At 71.5% G+C, this 18,673-nt stretch carries 19 protein-coding genes and 1 pseudogene; 7 read left to right on the plus strand and 13 right to left on the minus strand.

Going from position 1 to position 18,673, the window contains the following annotated elements:
- Positions 1-53: 53 nt before the first annotated feature.
- Positions 54-2,117: a CocE/NonD family hydrolase gene (locus tag ACWFRU_RS07530; protein WP_453685163.1), complete on the minus strand. Its 2,064-nt coding sequence runs from the start codon at positions 2,115-2,117 to the stop codon at positions 54-56.
- Between the two features lie 65 nt (positions 2,118-2,182).
- On the minus strand, positions 2,183-3,487 hold the full coding sequence (locus ACWFRU_RS07535) for an ATP-grasp domain-containing protein (RefSeq protein ID WP_453685164.1): 1,305 nt from the start codon (positions 3,485-3,487) through the stop codon (positions 2,183-2,185).
- Between the two features lie 371 nt (positions 3,488-3,858).
- Here ACWFRU_RS07535 and ACWFRU_RS07540 point away from each other — a divergent pair, with 371 nt between their 5' ends.
- The 3 genes from ACWFRU_RS07540 to ACWFRU_RS07550 all read left to right on the plus strand — a co-directional run bounded on the left by ACWFRU_RS07540 (position 3,859) and on the right by ACWFRU_RS07550 (position 5,909).
- Positions 3,859-4,539 carry a HemK2/MTQ2 family protein methyltransferase gene (locus tag ACWFRU_RS07540; RefSeq protein ID WP_453685165.1) on the plus strand — a complete coding sequence of 227 codons (681 nt, stop codon included), beginning with the start codon at positions 3,859-3,861 and terminating at the stop codon, positions 4,537-4,539.
- A gap of 76 nt (positions 4,540-4,615) precedes the next feature.
- On the plus strand, positions 4,616-4,873 hold the full coding sequence (locus ACWFRU_RS07545) for a CDGSH iron-sulfur domain-containing protein (RefSeq protein WP_453685288.1): 258 nt from the start codon (positions 4,616-4,618) through the stop codon (positions 4,871-4,873).
- On the plus strand, positions 4,863-5,909 hold the full coding sequence (locus ACWFRU_RS07550; protein WP_453685166.1) for an iron-containing redox enzyme family protein: 1,047 nt from the start codon (positions 4,863-4,865) through the stop codon (positions 5,907-5,909). The genes ACWFRU_RS07545 and ACWFRU_RS07550 overlap by 11 nt, the downstream gene beginning before the upstream one ends.
- Positions 5,910-5,931: 22 nt before the next feature.
- Here ACWFRU_RS07550 and ACWFRU_RS07555 read toward each other — a convergent pair whose 3' ends face one another.
- Positions 5,932-6,945, minus strand: a complete 1,014-nt coding sequence (locus tag ACWFRU_RS07555; protein WP_453685167.1) for a MerR family transcriptional regulator — start codon at positions 6,943-6,945, stop codon at positions 5,932-5,934.
- 205 nt (positions 6,946-7,150) lie between these two features.
- Here ACWFRU_RS07555 and ACWFRU_RS07560 point away from each other — a divergent pair, with 205 nt between their 5' ends.
- Positions 7,151-7,690: an RNA polymerase sigma factor gene (locus ACWFRU_RS07560; protein WP_453685168.1), complete on the plus strand. Its 540-nt coding sequence runs from the start codon at positions 7,151-7,153 to the stop codon at positions 7,688-7,690.
- 279 nt (positions 7,691-7,969) lie between these two features.
- Here the strand turns inward: ACWFRU_RS07560 and ACWFRU_RS07565 are convergent, their stop codons facing one another.
- From ACWFRU_RS07565 to ACWFRU_RS07575, 3 genes are all read right to left on the minus strand, one after another.
- Entirely contained in the window at positions 7,970-8,680 is a 711-nt protein-coding gene (locus tag ACWFRU_RS07565; protein WP_453685169.1) for a C39 family peptidase, read from the minus strand.
- Positions 8,653-9,231: a peptidoglycan-binding protein gene (locus ACWFRU_RS07570; protein ID WP_453685170.1), complete on the minus strand. Its 579-nt coding sequence runs from the start codon at positions 9,229-9,231 to the stop codon at positions 8,653-8,655. Before ACWFRU_RS07570 ends, ACWFRU_RS07565 begins: the two co-directional genes overlap by 28 nt.
- A gap of 188 nt (positions 9,232-9,419) precedes the next feature.
- Positions 9,420-10,403 carry an ArsR/SmtB family transcription factor gene (locus ACWFRU_RS07575; protein WP_453685171.1) on the minus strand — a complete coding sequence of 328 codons (984 nt, stop codon included), beginning with the start codon at positions 10,401-10,403 and terminating at the stop codon, positions 9,420-9,422.
- Positions 10,404-10,625: 222 nt separating this feature from the next.
- Here ACWFRU_RS07575 and ACWFRU_RS07580 point away from each other — a divergent pair, with 222 nt between their 5' ends.
- Positions 10,626-11,204, plus strand: a complete 579-nt coding sequence (locus ACWFRU_RS07580; RefSeq protein WP_453685172.1) for a TIGR04222 domain-containing membrane protein — start codon at positions 10,626-10,628, stop codon at positions 11,202-11,204.
- A gap of 94 nt (positions 11,205-11,298) precedes the next feature.
- Here ACWFRU_RS07580 and ACWFRU_RS07585 read toward each other — a convergent pair whose 3' ends face one another.
- The 3 genes and pseudogenes from ACWFRU_RS07585 to ACWFRU_RS07595 form a co-directional block, all read right to left on the minus strand.
- The gene (locus tag ACWFRU_RS07585; RefSeq protein WP_453685173.1) at positions 11,299-12,837 is read right to left on the minus strand and encodes an FG-GAP-like repeat-containing protein; all 1,539 of its coding nucleotides are present in this window, start codon (positions 12,835-12,837) and stop codon (positions 11,299-11,301) included.
- 136 nt (positions 12,838-12,973) lie between these two features.
- Positions 12,974-13,540 (minus strand): annotated as a pseudogene (locus ACWFRU_RS07590) (dioxygenase family protein); the annotation flags it as partial.
- 176 nt (positions 13,541-13,716) lie between these two features.
- Positions 13,717-14,697 (minus strand): AraC family transcriptional regulator, encoded by a 981-nt coding sequence (locus ACWFRU_RS07595; protein ID WP_453685174.1) that lies wholly within the window; start codon positions 14,695-14,697, stop codon positions 13,717-13,719.
- A gap of 197 nt (positions 14,698-14,894) precedes the next feature.
- On the opposite strand from ACWFRU_RS07595, the gene ACWFRU_RS07600 reads away from it, so the two are divergent.
- Positions 14,895-15,653 carry a PP2C family protein-serine/threonine phosphatase gene (locus tag ACWFRU_RS07600; protein WP_453685175.1) on the plus strand — a complete coding sequence of 253 codons (759 nt, stop codon included), beginning with the start codon at positions 14,895-14,897 and terminating at the stop codon, positions 15,651-15,653.
- Positions 15,654-15,736: 83 nt separating this feature from the next.
- Positions 15,737-16,357 carry an L-threonylcarbamoyladenylate synthase gene (locus ACWFRU_RS07605; RefSeq protein WP_365818036.1) on the plus strand — a complete coding sequence of 207 codons (621 nt, stop codon included), beginning with the start codon at positions 15,737-15,739 and terminating at the stop codon, positions 16,355-16,357.
- 25 nt (positions 16,358-16,382) lie between these two features.
- Here the strand turns inward: ACWFRU_RS07605 and ACWFRU_RS07610 are convergent, their stop codons facing one another.
- Genes ACWFRU_RS07610 through ACWFRU_RS07625 form a run of 4 tightly spaced genes read right to left on the minus strand, consistent with a single transcriptional unit; the run spans position 16,383 to position 18,647 of the window.
- On the minus strand, positions 16,383-17,051 hold the full coding sequence (locus tag ACWFRU_RS07610; protein ID WP_453685176.1) for an alpha-ketoglutarate-dependent dioxygenase AlkB family protein: 669 nt from the start codon (positions 17,049-17,051) through the stop codon (positions 16,383-16,385).
- Complete coding sequence (locus ACWFRU_RS07615; protein ID WP_453685177.1) at positions 17,048-17,614, minus strand: ABC transporter substrate-binding protein; 567 nt, start codon at positions 17,612-17,614, stop codon at positions 17,048-17,050. Before ACWFRU_RS07615 ends, ACWFRU_RS07610 begins: the two co-directional genes overlap by 4 nt.
- Positions 17,611-17,916: an Ada metal-binding domain-containing protein gene (locus tag ACWFRU_RS07620; protein ID WP_453685178.1), complete on the minus strand. Its 306-nt coding sequence runs from the start codon at positions 17,914-17,916 to the stop codon at positions 17,611-17,613. The genes ACWFRU_RS07615 and ACWFRU_RS07620 overlap by 4 nt, the downstream gene beginning before the upstream one ends.
- On the minus strand, positions 17,913-18,647 hold the full coding sequence (locus ACWFRU_RS07625; RefSeq protein ID WP_453685179.1) for a 2OG-Fe(II) oxygenase: 735 nt from the start codon (positions 18,645-18,647) through the stop codon (positions 17,913-17,915). The genes ACWFRU_RS07620 and ACWFRU_RS07625 overlap by 4 nt, the downstream gene beginning before the upstream one ends.
- Between the last annotated feature and the right edge of the window lie 26 nt (positions 18,648-18,673).

Raw genomic sequence — 18,673 nt, forward strand, 5'->3', positions numbered from 1 at the left:
TCCGGCCGTCTCGCCCCGGCTCATTTCGCCGTGGTGTCACAGCGAGCGCGGTGTCACAGCAAGTCGCGGGGCACGGTTTCATTCCAGGTACGCGAGAAAACCCGTCGGTCACCCTCGTAACCGTCCAGGGTGGCGTCCACCCGGAAGGTGTCCTCGTCGCAGCTGAGGACCGTGCGGGTCTCCACCCGTACGTCCCAGTCGTCGCGCTTGAAGGTCATCGTCCAGGCGGACTCGCCGGCCGCGGAGGTGAAGTCCTCGGCCCTGGAGGTGTAGCGCTCGTAGGCCCGGCGGCCGACGTCGAGGTTGATGTCCTCGAGGCGCACCGTCCCCCGGTCCTTGACGATCTCCAGCTCCGCGGCGTAGTCGACCAGGTCACGCTTGACCTGCCAGCGCTCCTCGGGAGCCACCAGCTGGACGGGAGACCTCGGCCGCATGCCCTCCGGCTCGTCGAAGGGCTGCTCCGGCAGGGCGTCGGGCTCCGACATCGGCCGGACCGGGAGCGTCAGGGTGCTCGACTTCTCGTACACGGTCAGGAGCACCGGCTTGGGCGGCGGCCAGGCCAGCGGCCAGTACGAGGTGGACAGGGACACGCGGATGCGGTGACCCGGCGGGAAGGCCTGGGCGACGCCGTTGAGCGGAATGGCCGCGCGGTAACGGCGCCCCGGTTCGAGGGGACGCGGATCGCCGTGCGCCTCGCTGCGGGTGAGGTTGAGCAGGCCGTAGCTGACCCGGGTGGCGCTGCCGTCGGGCGCCACGTCCGAGAGCCGGACCGCGACCATGGCCACGGGCTGGTTGACGCTCAGGTCGAGATCGACGGTGGGTGAGCCGAGGATCTCCGTGCGCTCGGTCAGCGGGTCGGTCTCGAAGACCAGCGAGCCGCCGTCCTCCTCACGCTGGTCGTAGGGCAGGTCGGGGGGCGCGTTGTAGGAGGCCCACTTCCCGCCGAACTGGCCTACGGACAGGGGCGATTGGACGGACAGTCCCTCGTCCGCTCCTGACCGCTCCCCCTCGGGGGAATCGCGGGCCGCGGCGGCCCCTGTGACCGGCTCGGAGAGCCCGTGGCGGGTGAGGCGCCGCACGACGGGCGTGATGTGCGGGGACGGCCAGGACGGCTCGCCCACCCAGCGTCCCGGACGTTCCTCGTACGACGTGGAGGGCGGCACGCTGTCCTGCATCCACGTCCGCAGCATCGGCCCTTCCATGACGCCGTTGTCGACGCCCTTCAGCCAGTGGTCCCACCAGCGCACCACTTCCTGGAGGTAGCCGATGGCGGGGCCCGGCTGACCGAGGTGCGGGAACTTGTGGGACCAGGGGCCGATCAGGCCCTTGCGCGGCACGTCCAGATTGCCGAGCAGCCGTGTCACGGCATTCGAGTAGCCGTCCGCCCAGCCGCTCGACGCGAGGACGGGACAGCGTACGGCCTGATAGTCCTCGCAGACCGAGGCGTGCCGCCAGTAGTCGTCGCGGCGCTGGTGCCGGAGCCATTCGAGCACCCAGGGGCGGGTGCCCTCCATCCGCTCGTGCCACATGTCGCGCCACCGGTCCCCCACCATCATCGGGTCCGGGGGCATGGTGCCGTAGGCGAACATGGTGCCCGCCTCGGCGAGGTTGTCCGACAGGAGCGCGCCGCCCATGTAGTGCATGTCGTCGGCGTACCGGTCGTCCGTGAAGGACGCGATGACGATGGCACGCAGGCTCTCCGGCTGCCGCGCGGCGACCTGGAGCGCGGCGAAGGCGCCCCAGGAGAGCCCCATCATGCCGGTGTTGCCGTCGCACCAGGGCTGATCGGCGAGCCAGGCCAGGACGTCCTCGGCGTCGGTCTGCTCCTGCTCCAGGTACTCGTCCTTGAGCACCCCTTCGGAGTCTCCGGTGCCGCGCAGGTCCACGCGGACGCAGGCGTAGCCGTGCCCGGCGATATAGGGGTGGTGGATGGAGTCGCGCTCGGCGGTCAGGTCGCGCTGCCGGTAGGGGATGTACTCCAGGACCGCGGGGACGGGGTCCTGGTCGGAGGACGTCGGCCGCCAGATGCGGGCCGCGAGGCGGGTTCCGTCCGCCACGGGGATGGTGACGTTCTCCTCTTCCTTGGTCTCGTACGGAAGGTCGCTCACATAGCGCAAGTGGAGACGCTCCTTCGTGTTGCGGTGGTGCCTTCGTGGGGGGTGGTCGTTCGTTCAGTCGTCGTTCAGTCGTTCTTCGTGTCCCGGCCGCCGGGCTCCGCCTCGTCGAAGGTCAGGCCGAGGGCCGCCACGCACTGGTCGTACTTGGCCCGCATCTCCTCCTCACTCTCCCCGCCCGTGAAGATGTGGGCCAACTCATAGCTGTAGCTGTCCTGTTCGGACGCGTCGGACAGCCGCTGCCCCTCCTCGACCACGACGTCGATGCGCACGCCGGGAATGCGGCGCTCGATGCTCTCGATGTCCTTGCGGGAGGGGACGTTGTGCACGGTGGCGTCGGCGAACCAGCGGTAGTACCACTTGGCGGCCGTGGCGTACTTGCCCTGGCGGTACGGCAGTTGGGGGTCCTTGCCCAGGGCGAGGCTCAGCATGCAGTGGTGGTTGGGCACGCCGTCGACGTACTCGAACATCTCCGCGTGCGACTGGGAGTGCCGCGGGTTGATCTCCAGGAGGTTGATCGCGTCGGTCCGTGGGTCGTAGAAGTACTCGATGCTGAAGGTCGCCGCGTTCATGCCGATCTGCCGCATCACCCGCTCCGACACGTCCCGCAGCCGCTCGAGGACGGGCCCGGGGAGAGTGGAGGGGTACTGATGGCGCAGGAAACACGACGAGTCGGGGTACTGGATCGAGTCGAGGATGCCGTAAATGGTGACCTCGCCCTCGTGGACATAGCCCTCGACCGCGACCTGGATGCCGTTGAGCGCACCTTCCGCGAGGCACACCTGGCCGCCCACGTCGGCCATTTCCGGGGGCAGCTCGACGCGGGCGAGTATGTCCTCGAACGGCCGCCCGATGCGGCCCATCCCCTTGCGGATGCGCTCGGCCGCCTCGGTGAACTCGGCCTGGTCGCCGACCCCGTAGGCGAGCTCCGAGGAGTAGGACAGGGCGGGCTTGAGCCACATCGGGAAGTCCATGCCCTCGGGGGGCTTGGGGTCGGCGCTGTCCATGTCGACCCGCCCGAACGGCGGATGCGCGTCGGTGACCCGCCGCTGTTCCAGGCGGCTCCAGTACTTGTGCTCGCACTTGACCACGGAATCCAGACTGGTGCTCCGCGTCCCGTAGCGCTCGCTGAGGATCGGCACGAGCGTGCTGACCGGGAAGTCCCAGTAGCCGACGATCGCGTCGATGTGACCGTCGAACGCGTCGAGTATCCCCTCGGCCTTCTCCAGCAGTGCGGGGACGGACACCTCTCCACTCTGCAGTTCGTCGACCGTCAGGAGGGGGTGGAACACGTAGTCCTGCGCGTCGGGGACCGCGCGCAGCGTCGGAAGATTGGCCTCGTCCAGGCCGAGTACGAAGATGTTGAGCGGCATGGCGCCCTTTCTGGTCCGGGGTGCCAGCGGCTGTTCCGCTGAGTGGCTGGGAATGCCGCGTACCCAGGTCGCAGTGGCGCAATCGCGGCCCCTCCGCCCCGGCCCTCCTCCGCCCCCCCCGGGTCCGGTGACTCCGGGTGTCCGGTACGTGTGTGTTCCGGTTCGCAGGGCACCTGGGAGATCGACAGTCGCGGGAGCGAGCCCCGAGCAGCCGAGGAATCCATGAGGCCAGAGAGACATCCGGTCGGTCCGACTCGTCACCGTGCGTCACCACCCGAGTGGTGGCAGGTGCGAGAACAGCGGAGTGTGGTGAGAGGGCCGGATCAGGAGGGGCATCGTCCGGCCGGCCCCGCAATGACCGGAGGTGCGTGATGGTCGCCGATACAGCCGCTGGTGCGGCCCCGGGACACCTGATGACCCTTCCCGGGGTCTACGCGCCGCAGGACGACACGGGTCTGCTCGCTCGCGCCCTGTGCCGCGAGGCCATCGGCCCCGGCACGGACCTGCTGGACCTCGGTACGGGCAGCGGAGCGCTGGCCGTCCACGCGGCGCGGCTCGGCGCCCGGGTGACGGCGGTGGACATCGCCCGGCGGGCCGTCCTGACCGCCCGTATCAACGCGCTGGTGGCGCGTCAGCGCATCACCGTGTTGCGGGGTGACCTCACGTCCGCCGTTCCCGGGCGGTCCTACGACTTCGTGGCGAGCAATCCTCCGTACGTGCCCTCTCCTTCCGGCCGATTGCCGCAGCGCGGCCCGGCGCGTTCCTGGGACGCTGGACAGGACGGCCGCGCGCTGGTCGACCGCATCTGTGACGCGGCGCCCGCGGTGCTGCGCCCCGGAGGTGTGCTGCTCATGGTCCATTCGGCGCTGTGTGACACCGACGCCACGCTGTCCCGGCTCTCCAAGGCGGGCCTGGAGGCCTCGGTCTCCGACCGCGCGCTCATTCCGTTCGGGCCCGTCCTGCGCTCACGCCGGGCCTTCCTGCGCCGGCAGGGGCTGCTGGGCGACGAGGAGATGGAAGAACTGGTGGTCATCCGTGCCGAACGCACCTGAACCCGCGCCGACCGGGACGGGCCCGTCGCCGCGGGACCCACGGCCGCGACGTGTCACGGTCGACCCCGAGGGGCCCCTGCTCGTCGAGGGGCCCGTCGAGGTCGTCGCCGAGGACGGCAGCGTCACGACGTCCCGGCGCTTCACCACCGCGATCTGCACCTGTCGCCGCAGCCGCACCTACCCGTGGTGCGACACGAGCCATCGCCGCCGCGTGAAGCCCGAGGACACCGAGAACACCAGGAACACCGACGGCAACGGCGGCAATGCCGGCAACAGCGCCAACGCCCACACCGACGAGCACGCCAAGGGGGAGGAAGCACCCGATGCCCGCTGAGAACCAGACACTCTCCGACGGTCTCCGCGAGTCGCGCCGCACGAGCCCCGCCCTCCCCGAGCCCCGCGGCGTGCTGTCCGAGCTCGTCGTCAACACCCTGCGCCAGGGCGGGAGTTCGGGGCCGCTGTCCCTCGACACGCACGACGCCGACCCTTACGGTGACGACCTCCAGCTGGCGCTCTACGTCCTCTACGAACTGCACTACCAGGGCTTCGACGGGGTCCGCGAGGACCTCGAATGGGATCCCGAACTGCTGGGTCTGCGCCGCGCGCTCGAAGGACGCTTCCTGGGCGCGCTGCGCGCCAACTGCCGCTCCACCGACAGCGCCGAACGCGCCCTGGCCGACCTGCTCCTGGAGCCGGTCGGGCACGTCCCCACCAGCGTCAGCCACCATCTGCAACGCGACGGCGAGCTGTGGCAGCTCAGGGAGTACGCGGCACTGCGCTCGCTGTACCACCTCAAGGAGGCTGACCCGCACGCCTGGGTGATCCCCCGGCTGCACGGCAGGGCCAAGGCGGGCATGGTGGCCGTCGAGTTCGACGAGTTCGGGGCGGGCCGGGCCGAGGACATCCACGCCCGGCTCTACGCCGAGCTCATGCGGGACCTCTCTTTGGAGACCGCGTACGGCCACTATCTCGACGCGGCCCCGGCGGAGGCACTCGCGACGGTCAACCTGATGTCCCTGCTGGGCCTGCACCGGGCGCTGCGCGGAGCCCTCGTCGGGCACTTCGCCGCCGTCGAGGTGACGTCCTCCCCGGGCTCGCGACGGCTGGCCAAGGCGATGCGCAAGTGCGGTGCCGGCAAGGCGGCCGAGCGGTTCTACGACGAACACGTGGAGGCCGACGCCGTACACGAACAGGTGGTGCGCCGCGATGTGATCGGCGGCCTGCTCGCGAGCGAACCCGGCCTGGAGTCCGACGTGGTCTTCGGCATCGAGGCCACGGACTTCCTGGAGGACCGCCTGGGCGCCCGCCTCCTGGCCGCCTGGCGCGACGAACGCAGCGCGCTGCGCACGCCGTTGACAGCGACGGCCTGAGCACCGGGGCGTCACACGGCAGTCAGGTCCCCCGCTCCGCCGTGGCCCCGCCGCGTACCCTGCCGATCTGGGTCAGTGCCTCGGGCAAGCTGGTGGGGCGTAGTGCGCCGCGGACGGCCGGGCCCGCCCAGCCGGGGCCGGCCAGCATGACCGCGGGACGCCCGCGGGCGCCTCGTACGCCCCAGCGGGTCTCGGCGATGTGGCGGGCCAGGGGGACGCTCGCCGTCGAGCGGGCCTGGGCCCACAGGACCACGACGGCCGGGCCCGTCCGGCGCACGGCGGACGAGACCGCCTCGACCGGCACGGCGGCGCCGAACATGCGCTGCGGGACGCCCAGTTCACCGAGCGCAGCGCTGAGCGCCTCCAGCGGGAGCGAATGCTGTTCGCCCGGTACACAGGCCAGCACCAGCGGCGCGTTCGCGGCGGAATCCGTCGGCGCCATGGAGCAGCGGTGCAGGGTGCGCGAGACATGCCACGACAGCATGTGCTCGACCTCCACGTAACGGTCGCCGGCCTCTTCCCACTTGCGGCCCACCGCGTGCAGCGTCGGCACCATCACCTCCTGCCACGCGGTGACCAGGCTGTGGCTCTCCACCGCGTCGTCCAGCAGATCCTGCATGGTGGGCGCGTCGAGCCGCACGGCCGCGCGCGACAGGCCTCGCTGGCGGCGGACGAACGTGTCGGGGGACGGCGGCGCCTGGCGTGCCCGCCGCCTCGGCCGCGGTACGGCGGCCGGGCCGCCGGGCGCGGTCCCGGCGGATGGATCGGGATCGAGCAGTTTCAGCGCCTGGTGAGCGGCTTCGGCAGGCGGGACCCCCGAGGAGGTGAGGCGGCCCATCTCCTCCACCATGGCGATGTCCCGCTCGGACCAGCGGCGATGGTGCCCGGGATCGCGCCGGGCGGGACCCAGGCCGTACCTGCGGTCCCAGGTCCGCAGCGTCGTCGGTGACACCCCCAGCCGTCGTGCCAGGGCCCCGGTGGTGACTCCGGTGCCGGCCGATTCGCTGTCCTGACCGCGGCGCTTCCCCTCGCTCATCCGGCCACGATACGACGCACAACCGATGCGAGTTGCCGTGCCGGAGCAGCTGTTTCCAGGATGACCGGATCGCGGCCACAGCGACCGCGCGACTGCCCACTTCCGTTCGTTCGTACGGCGATTGCGATCGCCGGAAGGAGCTGACGACACGCCGATGAGCACACTGGTGCCACAGCCGGTGCGAGCCCCTGCGCGGGAGCGGACCATGGATCTGGCCCGAGGCCTCGCCGGTGGTGACGAGGCGAGCCTCGCGGCGGTGTACCGCCGATGGGGGCCGCTGGTGCACGCCCTCGCCCAGCGCGCGCTGGGCGACAGCCGTGAGGCGGAGGACATCACCCAGCAGGTGTTCTTCGCCGCATGGCGCGGCCGGGACGGCTACCGCCCCGAACTCGGCGGTCTCGGCGCCTGGTTGACGGGCATCGCCCGGCACAGGATCGCGGACGCGCTCAGCGCGCGCACCCGGCGGGCGGCGCTCGTCGAGGGCGCGGTGGCGCAGTTCGCCACGATGGATCACGGCGCCCACGAGGGCATGGACGCGACGGTCGAACGGACGCTGCTGGCACAGGAGTTGGCCAGGCTCCCGGGACCTCAGCGGACGGTGTTGCGTCTGTCGTTCTACGAGGACCTGACCCATCCGCAGATCGCGGAGCGCACCGGGTGGCCGCTCGGCACGGTGAAGAGCCATGCCCGGCGCGGCATCCACAGTCTGCGCCTTCGTCTGGAGGACGTGCGGGAGGGCTGCTGAAGAATCTTGGTACGTGGTGCATCCAAGCGCCGGGTCGCGACGGAAGCAGTAGGTAGCTCGTCGTGACCGTCATTGTGCCTGAGGTCGGCAGGACCGCCCGGACCCTGCTTCCTGTTCGGCCTCAGCGGAGTCGGTGCCGCTGAGGCTGTCGCCGTCACCCCCGAGACGGCGGCCGAGCGGGCTGTGGGTGGCGCATGTGTCGGTGGCGCCACCCACAGTCGCCGCCTCACGGCATACGACTCGCGCGGCGTACGGCTCACGCGGCGTACGGCTCGCGGATCAGGCGGCGTACCCCTTCGGCGGGATGAGGGTGGCGAGCTGATCGAAGGAGAGCCAGTAGATCTGGTTGCCGCCGAAGGACGCGGGGTCGGCGATGAGGACGGTGCGGTTCGCGTCGTCGTAGCCGATGACGGTGAAGTAGTGGTAGATCGTCTGCTCCGAGGGGTAGCCGGGCGGCTGGTTGCCGGGCGGGGCCACGATGTTGGTCACCAGCGGGTAGTTGTTGTCGATGTCCAGGACGATGTCGTTCCACAGCAGGTCCTTCTGGGCCTGGGTGGGCGGGTCGTTCGGCATCTCCTTGGTCTCGTACCAGCCGGTGCCCAGGTTGGCGTTGAGCACGCCGGTCACCTGACTGATGTGATCGGTGCCCGCCTCGGTGGTGCCGAGCTGGGCCGCCAGAGCGCCCTGGCTCGGCGGGGCGATCCGCGCGGACAGGGCGATACGGGTGGCGGCGGGGCCGCACCAGTAGCCGGTCTCCTGGACCTGGTAGTCGACCGGGAGCGTGTGCGCGCTCTTGGTCCGCGCCCCGCCGATGTTCAGCCGCGTGCCGGGTTCGTTCTGCCCGCTGACGACCGCGGTCCCTGCCTTGGAACCTTCGGCGAGGACGGACACGCGGTGCGGGTGCGCGGGTTCCGCCCGGGCGGCGGCCGGGGTGACGAGCGCGCCGACGGCGGCGACGGCGATCACTGTGGAGACGAGTCTCTTGCGCATACGGCCTCCTGGCGTGAGGGGCGTGAGGGGTCGTGAGGGTTGCGAGGGGGGAATCGGCGCGAAGGCGTGCGGGTCAGGGAATCAGCGGGACCGTTGGCCCTCTCGGGCGCTGCTGGAAGATCCCCCAGGGAATCGTGGTCGACCGGCGTCAGGTAGTTGACGAACGTGGATTCCTGCATGGCCGTCATCAGGGCGATGACCAGGCCCTGTTCGGGGATCTGCGCCCCCTTGCCGACACCGATGACGGTGCGTGCGTTGGCGAGTTCCTCGGGTCCGAGGTCGGCCGCCGTGCGGAACGTGCGGCGCAGTTCGGCGTCGGGCGCCTGCCGCAGGGCCCTGGCGGTCGCGCCGTCGACCGAGCCGGTGCGGGGCAGGCCATGGCGCTCCTGGGACCACTTCAGGCCGTGCCCGGAGGAGGCCGCGGGCGCCGTGGGGGACGCGGCGGCCTGGGCGATGCCGGGCACGGCACAGAGAGTGCCGGCCAGGGCGAGCGAGGCGACCACGGCCGCACGGCGGGTGAGGCCGAGGGGGAGGGTACGGGTAGTGCGCAACGCCACTCCTTCAACGGATCGTCGAGGCGTCCGGGCGTGCCGTGCGCGGAAGTTCACACATGGACGCGCGTTGAACAGCGCGCGGGGCGGGGTGTCGGGACGCGGCGCGGTGGGGGGGGATGCGTGGGCAACTGCTCGGTCAGCTTCCTTGCATGCCCATGCCAGACGCAATCGATGAAAGCCCAGACTTACGACCCGCAACTGCGCAGCAGCGCGCGCCCCTCCGCGGTGGCGACGTGAAGTGACCGCCCGGCCCGGCGGACAGTGGTCAGCAGGCCCGCCGCGCGCAGCACCTTGACGTGCTGGCTTATCGCCGGGTGCGTGACCGACAGCAGACGAGCGAGCTCGACCGTGGAGGAGCCCGTGCGCGCCGCCTTGAGGACGGCGGCGCGCGTGTGACCGACGAGCGGCCCGAGGGCGCCGTCGTCCGGACGGTCGACGGCGGGTGCGGGGTGGGCCCAGTCCATCGCGTGGTCGATGGGATACACCAGGACGGGCGGCAGTTCGCCGTCGGCGAGCGTGACCGGTGTGGGCCAGCAGAAGAACGAGGGCTGCAGGGTGATCCCACGGCCGTCGAGCCGCAGCTCCTGATCCACCGGGTAGTCGGCCTCCAACACCGGTGCGTTCCAGCGCAGTTGCGGCCCGAGGCCCGCGAGCAGGCCGTCGGTCCCGCCGTCGAGGAGGCTGTGCAGGCGGAGGATGCGGTCGGCGTCGATCTGGGCGTGGAGGCGGGGCCAGAACGGCGCGAGCGCCTCCAGGTGGTACGTGTGCAGCGCTTGCCCCAACTGCCGCAAGGCGGCGGCGTCTCCACGCGCCAGCGACTCCGTCCAGCCCGGCAGCCGACGCGAGGCGGCCACCCGCGTCAGATCGGTGCGCAGGCGCGGCCGAGGGGTGCGCACGAGGGTGTCGACCGCCGCCTGGAGCGTCTCGCCTTCCCCGTGGGTGGGGGTGAGGAAGTCCGGGGAGCAGCCGTGCGGCGGCAGGAGGGGCGACAGGAGGCGGCAGTTGGCCGACAGGCGCGGCCTGGCCCAGCGGCGCCACTGCCCGAACACCCGCGCCCCGTCGCGCCGTTGGAGCGTCTGGACACTGTTGCTGATCTCCCAGAGGAAGTCCGGCCCCGACGCGACCCGTACCCGCGCCAGGTCCTCGGCCGTGAAGTGCACCCGCAGCATGGCCCTCTCCCCCTGTGCCCCGTGCCCGGTTCCGTGTCCGCCGCGTCGCCCCGGCGGCGCGCGGCAGGGCTCAAGGCCATCCCCGTGGGGCGGTTGCTGTCAAGGGAGACGGGTGGTGCCCGAACCCTCAAGTTTTGCTCTGAAGGGGCGCGCGAGAGGGGTGCGCGCTCCCGACGTCGGGCACCACAGGCGAAAGACGGGGTGTCCGAAGGGGGTGGGGGCATGCGGGTGTACTTCAGGCGGGCCACGACGGCGGCGGCAGCACGACGGGCCCTTGGGGCGTACGACATAGCCTATCTGGCGGGTGGGCCGCGACGCGTGGTGGAGTGCGCGGTGATCGGGCTGGCCGAGCGCGGGCTGCTCAGGCTCAGGGCGTCACGGATGTGCGCGGTGGGCGATGAGACACCGGAGCATCCGGTCGAGCGCGCCTTGATCGCGGCGTGCCCCGACAGCCGGAATTCCGCCACGGTGTGCGCGGAGCTGCGCGAGTCCCCGGAGGTCGAGGAGATCAGCGACCGGCTCGCGGAGTGGGGCCTGGTGACCAGGTCCCGGCACCAGCTGACCCGGGTCGGCAGGCAGCGGCTCCAGGAGGCGGAGGACGAGGGGACCCTCCCCGACCACGTGTTCGCCGGTCCCGAGGTTCTCCCGAAGGGCACGGTCCGACGCGCCGTCGCGGAGGCACAGTACGTTCCGTCCGGTCTCGGCCGGGCGATGATCCGCCTGGGCAACGCCCTGGAACGCGACTCGGGCTCCGATCACGCGGACTCCGGCTGCGGGGGCGGTGGCGGCGGAGGCGACTGACTGGCGGGCGAGCGACGGACAGGGCGGGCCCGCGCACATCGGGTGGCGAACCGTCACCACATGTGCGTGGGCCCCCACTTGTGCCGATCCGTGCCTAGCGCAGGGTGCTGCCGAAGAGCGCCGCGGCATCCGGGGCCCCGACGTCCTTGGGGCCGAACGCGACGGAGTTCGTGGCGGTCAGGCCGGTCGAGGTGCCGCGCAGCGACCAGATCGCGCCCGCTTGGGCGTTCTCCCGTACGGATGACGCCGCGAGGTCACGGTGTCCGTCGCCCGTGACGTCGAGCAGTGCCGTGGTCGCACCGAACTGGTCGTCGGCCTCGGCGACTCCGGGGATGCCCGAGGTGTCCTGGTGGAAGGCCTGGGCGCCGGTGCCGGTCACGCCGTTCGCGCTTCCATGCACCAGCACGACGGCGCCCGCGTCGCCGACGGTCTTGACGTCCTCGCCCACGACACCGATCGCGATGTCGGCGAAGCCGTCACCCGTCACGTCGCCGACGGAGACGGAGCTGCCGAAGCGGTCGCCCTCCTCCTCGGCGCCGGGTATGCCGGGCAGGTCCTGGTCGAACTTCTGCACCTCCGGCTTCAGGCCGTCCGCCGAGCCGTAGGCGACCATCACCTCGGACTCGACCTCGCCGTACCCGCTCTCGCCGACGACCAGGTCGTCGTAGTGGTCGCCGTTGATGTCGCCGATGCCGAGCTGCCCCTTGGCCCCTGCCGCCTCACCGCGCTTGAAGCCGGTGGGGCTGCCGTACAGGATGCTGTTGGTCCAGGAGCCGTCGCCGGTGTAGTCGTTGACGGCGATGTCGGAGCGGCCGTCGCCGTTGATGTCGCCGACGGCCTCCGGGATCACCGGGCCCTGGACGGACAGCGGCCCGTCGACGCAGATCTCTGGCCTCTCGCGGCAGCCCGGGTAGGGGCGCTCCTCGCTCTCATAGCTCCACCACTCCGACTTGTCCATGAAGTCGAGGGTGGCGGCCGGGGCGCCCGTGCGCGCGATGGGCCCCTTCCACAGACGCGCCTTCTGCTCCACCGGGTCGTCTCCGTGATACGCCACCAGGTCGAACAGCGCCAGGTCGGTGGTGCCGTCCCCGTCGAAGTCCCCGGCCTGCGGGGCGAATCCGAAGGTGTTGACGGCGGTGCCGCCGGTCGGGCCGCTCTCGGAGCCCCACAGGATCACCGAGCCCCCGCCGGCGACACCGGTGCCGACCACCAGGTCCGCGTACCCGTCCTGGTCCAGGTCGGCCTTGGTGAAGTGCCTGCCGAACTCCTGGTTGGCGGTGGCCGCGCCGGGCACGCCGGCCGTGGAGCGGCTGATGATCTTCTTCTTGGCGGGGTCGAGACCGTCCTTGGAGCCGTAGGTCACGACGACATACCCGGCCTTGGCCTTGCCGGAGACGGTGCCGCCCGGGGCGCCGACGACGAGGTCGTCGTAACCGTCGCCGTTGAAGTCGTCCGTCACCTTCACGGCGGCGGCGCCGGCACGGTCGGCGTCGCCGTCCGGTGTGGCCGCCCAGGCGCTGCCCTGCCCGATGGCCAGGGCCGAGAGGCCGCTGCCCACGAGCAGGGAGGCGGCCATCAAGGGCAGGGCGCGGCGGGCGTTACGTCCGACGGCGTGCTGTTTGGCTCGCGACATACAGGTTCCCTTGGTTCAGAGTGCGGTTGGGTGGCTGCCCGGCGGATTTCACCGCCGGTTCATGCCGGCCGAACACTTGACCCCTCACGTCCACCAAAGGTTCGACGCCCCACGGCGCCCAGGGCTACTGGGGCTACTGGGGCACGTTCAGGACGAAGTCGAAGTCCGCCTCCTTCGCGTTTCCGACGGTGCGTACGTTCATGAGCAGCCGTGCGTCGAAGATCGGGTCGGTGTTGTTGCGTGGTTCGCCGGGGAAGTAGAGCTGGGTCGTGAGGACCGGGCGCCCCGGGGCCTGTGCCTTGACGTGCAGGTGCCGGGTGCGGCCCGGGTAGAGGCCGGGCACGATCGTGGTGAGCCTGAACGCGCCGTTGGCGTCGGTGAATTGATGGCCGCGGAAGCGGTACCCCGTGTTGTCGTACGTCCCGTAGGTGTCGGCCTGCCAGAAGTCCAGCAGGACCCGGGGTATGGGCCGGCAGGCGCGCCCGAAGACGTAACCGGTGACGGTGAGCCGCACACCCGGGGTGCCGGGCTGGAGGAGCGAGGTGCGCCGGGGCGAGTTGGGCTTGAAGTACGGCCCCTCCATCTGCGGGGGCGTCGGGTCGTCACCGTCGTCGCAGGCCGGGGTCGCCTCCGGCGCCACGCCGCGTTCGCCCGCGGTCCTGGCCAGGGCGGGGACCCCCATCAGGGCCACCGGCAGGGCCATGCCCACCGCGGCGGCCGCTCTCAGCACGGTCTTGCGGCTGGGGCCGCCACCGTCGCGCTGTTCCTTGGCCTGAGCCTCTCCGCCGTCGTCGCGTGTGCCGTCCTCCGCCGTGCCGATCTCGCGCTCCATCGCTCCTCCTGAAGGGGGGTGGGGTGGGTTCCGGATCGGCTCCGAAGTTATGCGGGCGGCAGGATCCGGGCGATGGACTCAAGTCGGTGGTCGTGGTGAATATCGCCGGTGCCGCGCCGGAAGTCCCCGGGACTCGCTCCGGTCTCACGGCGGAAGAAGCGACAGAAGTAGGCGGGGTCAGGGAAACCGATCCGCGCCGCTACCTGACGGACCGACAACTCCGTACGCAGCAGCAGGCGTTTGGCCTCGTGCACCCGCGCCTGCCGGATCAGTTCACCGGGCGTGCGGCCGGTGGACGCCTTGACCGCCTCGCTCAGGTAGCCCTCGGAGACACCCAGATGTCGTGCGCACGCGCGCACGGACCTCTGGGGGCCTTCCGGGCTGCCGAGCAAGGTCAGGAACCGCGCGGCCACGGAACCGGGCCGGGTGGTCGGGGCGGGCGGGACATCGGCGGACCGGCGTGCGGGCAGCCGCGCCGCCCGCACCACCAGGACATGCAGCAGGGCCCGCAGCACGCCCTGGAATCCATCCGCGCCCGCACGGTACTCACCGTCGAGGTCGGCGACGAGGCGCGCGGTCCGGTCGGCCTCCTCGTCGGGGAGTTCCGCCCAGGAGCGCTGCCCCAGCCCGCGCAGCGCGTGACGGTCGCCGGGGTGGTCCAGGAGGAAGTCGTCGGTGAAGAGGATGACGCTCCCCTCGAGGCCGGTGACGTTCTCCCAGTGGTGGACCTGGCCGGGGGCGATGAAGCACAGGTTCGGCGGCCGCAGGGCGAAGCGGGTCAGGTCGACGACGTGTTCCCCGGTGCCCCCGGTGACGTGCACGATCTCGTGGAAGGTGTGCCGGTGCGGGAACGACGCCCGCGACATCGGACCGATGGTGTCGAAGGTGCCGATGGCGAACGGCAGCGCGTTGGGCATCGGCACTTCGAGGCGATGCGTCGGCATGCCCTCCTCACCGGATACGCCGCTGCTCCCCTCGCCGGGTAACCCGCTGTTCCCCTCGCCGGGCAAGACCGTTGTGCCGCGCATGCGTACGCTCCTCACCGAGACCTCACCAGGACCTCACCGAGACCGGAGACTGGTCCAGACCAGCCGACTCCCCCACCATGGCACGCACGGTCACCGCCGGGCAGGGGGCGCCCACGGTCCGCCACTGAGCCGGGAGCGGCTCAGGGCGCGACAATGGTCTTGCGGAACGCCCGCCGCCGCGGAGAGGTGACCCACGGATGCCCTACATCACAGTCACCGCGCTGAGCCACCCCGGGCTCGTACGCGACCACAACGAGGACAGTCTGGCCGTCGGCCCATGGACGCTGTGCGGGACGATGACCGAGAACCCGCAGACCCTGGGATTCCCGCTCGGCAACCCCCTCGTCGTCGCGGTCGCCGACGGCATCGGCGGTCAGCCGGGCGGCGAGGTGGCCAGCGGTCTCGTCGTACGGCGCCTTGCGGCGCTCGGATCGGTGCTGGACAGCGAGGAGGCCGTGCGGGACGCGCTGAACGCCTGCAATCGCGCCGTGTACGAGGCAGCCGAACGCGACCCCGAGCTGACGACGATGGGGACGACGGTCGCGGGTGTCGTGCTCCTCGGGCAGGAACTCCTCGTGTTCAACGTCGGCGACAGCAGAGTGCTCGACGTGAGCGGAGCCGACGCGAACGGCACCCTGCGCCAGGTGAGCGTCGACGACAGCCCGCCGCCCGCGCCCGGCCGACGCACCACGTCGATCGTCACGCAGGCGCTCGGCGGCGCCCTCCGGTTCACCGCGATCACCCCGCACGTCAGCACGGTGCCGCTCGTCGGGGGTGAGCGTTTCCTGGTGTGCTCCGACGGCCTGACCGACCCCGTGCCCGAGGAGACCCTCGCCCAGGTGCTCGCCGCCCACGACGGAGGCCGGGCGGTCTTCGAGCTGTGGAAGGCCGCCATCGACGCCGGCGGCCCTGACAACATCACGCTCGCGCTGATCACGGTCGTCGACGACGACTGACGCGTCGACGCGCGACGCCCGCGAACCACCCTGTGGCCGCTGAGGAACCGGGGGCTGCCGAGGCGATCACGTACGCTCGGCGGATGGCGAAGTATTTTGACGTGCACCCCGACAACCCCCAGCAGCGCAGCATCAGCACCGTGGCCGACAGCATCCGCTCCGGTGCGCTGATCGCGTATCCGACGGACTCCTGCTTCGCGCTCGGATGCCAGCTGGGCAACCGCGACGGTCTCGACCGGATCCGCAAGATCCGGAACCTCGACGATCGCCACCACTTCACCCTGGTGTGCCAGAACTTCGCGCAGCTGGGTCAGTTCGTGCACGTCGACAACGACGTGTTCCGCGCGATCAAGGCGGCCACGCCGGGCAGCTACACCTTCATCCTGCCCGCGACGAAGGAAGTGCCGCGTCAGCTCCTGCACCCGAAGAAGAAGACCGTCGGCGTCCGGATTCCCGACCACGTCGTCACGCAGGCCCTGCTCACCGAGCTCGGTGAGCCGCTGCTCTCCAGCACGCTGCTCCTGCCCGACGAGGAGGAGCCGCTGACCCAGGGCTGGGAGATCAAGGAACGCCTCGACCACGTGGTGGACGCGGTGGTCGACTCCGGCGACTGCGGCACGAGCCCGACCACGGTCATCGACTTCTCCGGCGGCGAGGCGGAGATCGTGCGCCGAGGGGCGGGCGACACCTCGCGCTTCGAGTAGGAGCCGAGTGGCCCGGGCCGCTCGGTCAGCCGGTGAGACCGGTGACCCGCATCGTGATGTTCAGGCGGCCCGAGGCCAGGCCGGTGGCGGGGTCCGCGGTGCCCTCGTAAACCTTGGGCACGCCGTGGAAGATGTGACGCGAGGGGCCGCCGAAGACGAACAGGTCGCCCGAGGCCAGTTCGATGTCGGTGTAGGGCTTGGTACGGGTCTGCGTGTTGCCCACGCGGAACACACAGGTGTCGCCGATGGACAGGGACACCACCGGGGCCGATGACCGCTCGTCCTTGTCCTGGTGCATGCCCATCCTGGCCTGCCCGTCATAGAAGTTGATCAGCGCGGTGTCCGGCGTGTACGGCGTGTGATCGGCCACGGCCGACGCGTCTCCGTACGCCGCCGCGAGCGCCCTGCGGCCGAGCGCGACCATCCAGTCCGGGAACGGGGCGACCCGCCGGCCGTTCACGTCACCGGCGGTCCGCGTGTAGCGGTACGGCTGCCAGTGCCAGCCGACGCACACCGTCTGCACGGACATGACCCCGCCGCGCGGCAACTGGGTGTGGCGGATCGGCACGGGCCCGGTGGCCCAGTCGCGGCACGCCGTGACGAGCTCGCGCTGCTGGTCCGGGGTGAGCCATTCCGGCACGTGTACCGCGCCGGGTGCGATCTCCCGCATGGGCCTGGGGATCAGGGCGCTCACGAGGGCACCTCCGCGGACAGGTGGGTGGTGACCCAGCGGTGGCGCACGTCCCAGGTGTCGCCGTCGGGGGTGGCGCCGCGCAGGCCGTGCAGTACGTCGTCGCCGGCGAGCGCCGGGACGCGGGAGTCCCGCAGGGAGACGAAGGCGTAGGTGCGGGCCGGGTCCCAGCCGGTGGAGTGGCGCAGACGCCGGGCCAGCTGGGCGAATCCGAGGGGCGCGGCGGCCATCACCCAGGCGTCCGGGAGCTGCGCGGTCAGCCGGTGTGCGGGGCGCAGCCAGGACGCGGCGGCCTCCGGCCAGCTCACCGTGGCGAGGACGGTGCCGCCGCGGGCCGTCCAGGCGGCGGCGAGGGCTTCGGCGACGGCCCGGGATGCCGGGTCGCGGCTGTGGCCCACCGTGACGGTCTCGATCCGCGCCTTCGGCCGGGTCAGCAGGCCGATGAGGGCGGTGAGTTCGGCTTCGGTGTGCGCGGCGGGCGCGCGGAGGTCGTCCGCGTGGGCGGCCAGCTCGGTGGCGCTGACGAGGGGCGAGCGGGAGGCTTCCCGCTCCGTGCGGATGCTCATGGCGTGCCGGTGCTTTCTGGGTCTGCTTTCCAGCGAGCGTACTGAGCGGGCAGGCAGACCGCACAGGGACGGTATCCGGCCGCGATCGCGGTGGCTTCGTCGGGGAAGAACACCCGGTGGGTGGCGTACGGGCCGCGGGCTACCGCCCGCAGTGCGGAGGGGCAGTCGAGGCGGCCGTACAGGCGTGCGCGACGGTGGCCGCCCAGGGTGCCGGGTGTGTCGCTGGGGTATGGCTTTCCGTCGGCCCCGCACAGTCTGTACGTACGCGGGCCCGCCCCCTTCCCGGCCGGGGAGGGGTTCACGCCGCGTCGTGGAAGACCAGGCCGAGCGTGTGCCTGCGCCCGGAGCGGACGGTGCTCACGCCGTGCCGCATCGGCCCGGTCGACCAGCCGCGCTTGGACGCCACGGGCCGGTCGCGAGTCGTGAAGATGAGGCCGTGGCCCTGCGGCAGGGTCGTGGCCGAGCCGCGTGACTGGGCGCGGGGGCGCTGCTCGGTCATGAGGAACTCTCCGCCGGTGAAGTCGGCTCCCGGGGCGTCGAGCCCGATGACGACCTGGAGCGGGAAGAGCATGTCGCCGAAGACGTCGCGGTGCAGGGCGTTCCAGTCGCCGGGCCCGTAACGGAGCAGGATCTGGGCGGACTTGGCCTGTCCGGCCGCGTGGCACATCTCCACCCACTCCCCCAGGCTGTCGGGCCAGGGGGCGGGCTTGCCGAGCCTGGCGGCCCAGTCGCGGGCGACGGGCAGCAGCCTTGGATAGAACGCTTCACGCAACTCCCGTACGACATCCGGTAGTTCGTGGGTGAAGTACCGGTACTGGCCCGACCCGAAGCGGTAGCGGGCCATGTCGATGGTGCTGCGGAAGCGGTCGGTGTCGTCGTACAGGGCGGCGAGGTCACGGCAGGCTCCGGGGTCCAGGAGCTGACCGGTGAGGGCGTGACCGTACTCGTCGAGCTCGGCGGCCAGCGCGCCCCAGTCCTCGGCCGCGACACGTTCGCCGACGCGGACGGCCGCCGGGTGAGCGGTGTCGATCATGATGAGGGGTCCTTCGTGATCGTGCG

It is taken from the genome of Streptomyces sp. NPDC055099 (assembly GCF_053607685.1).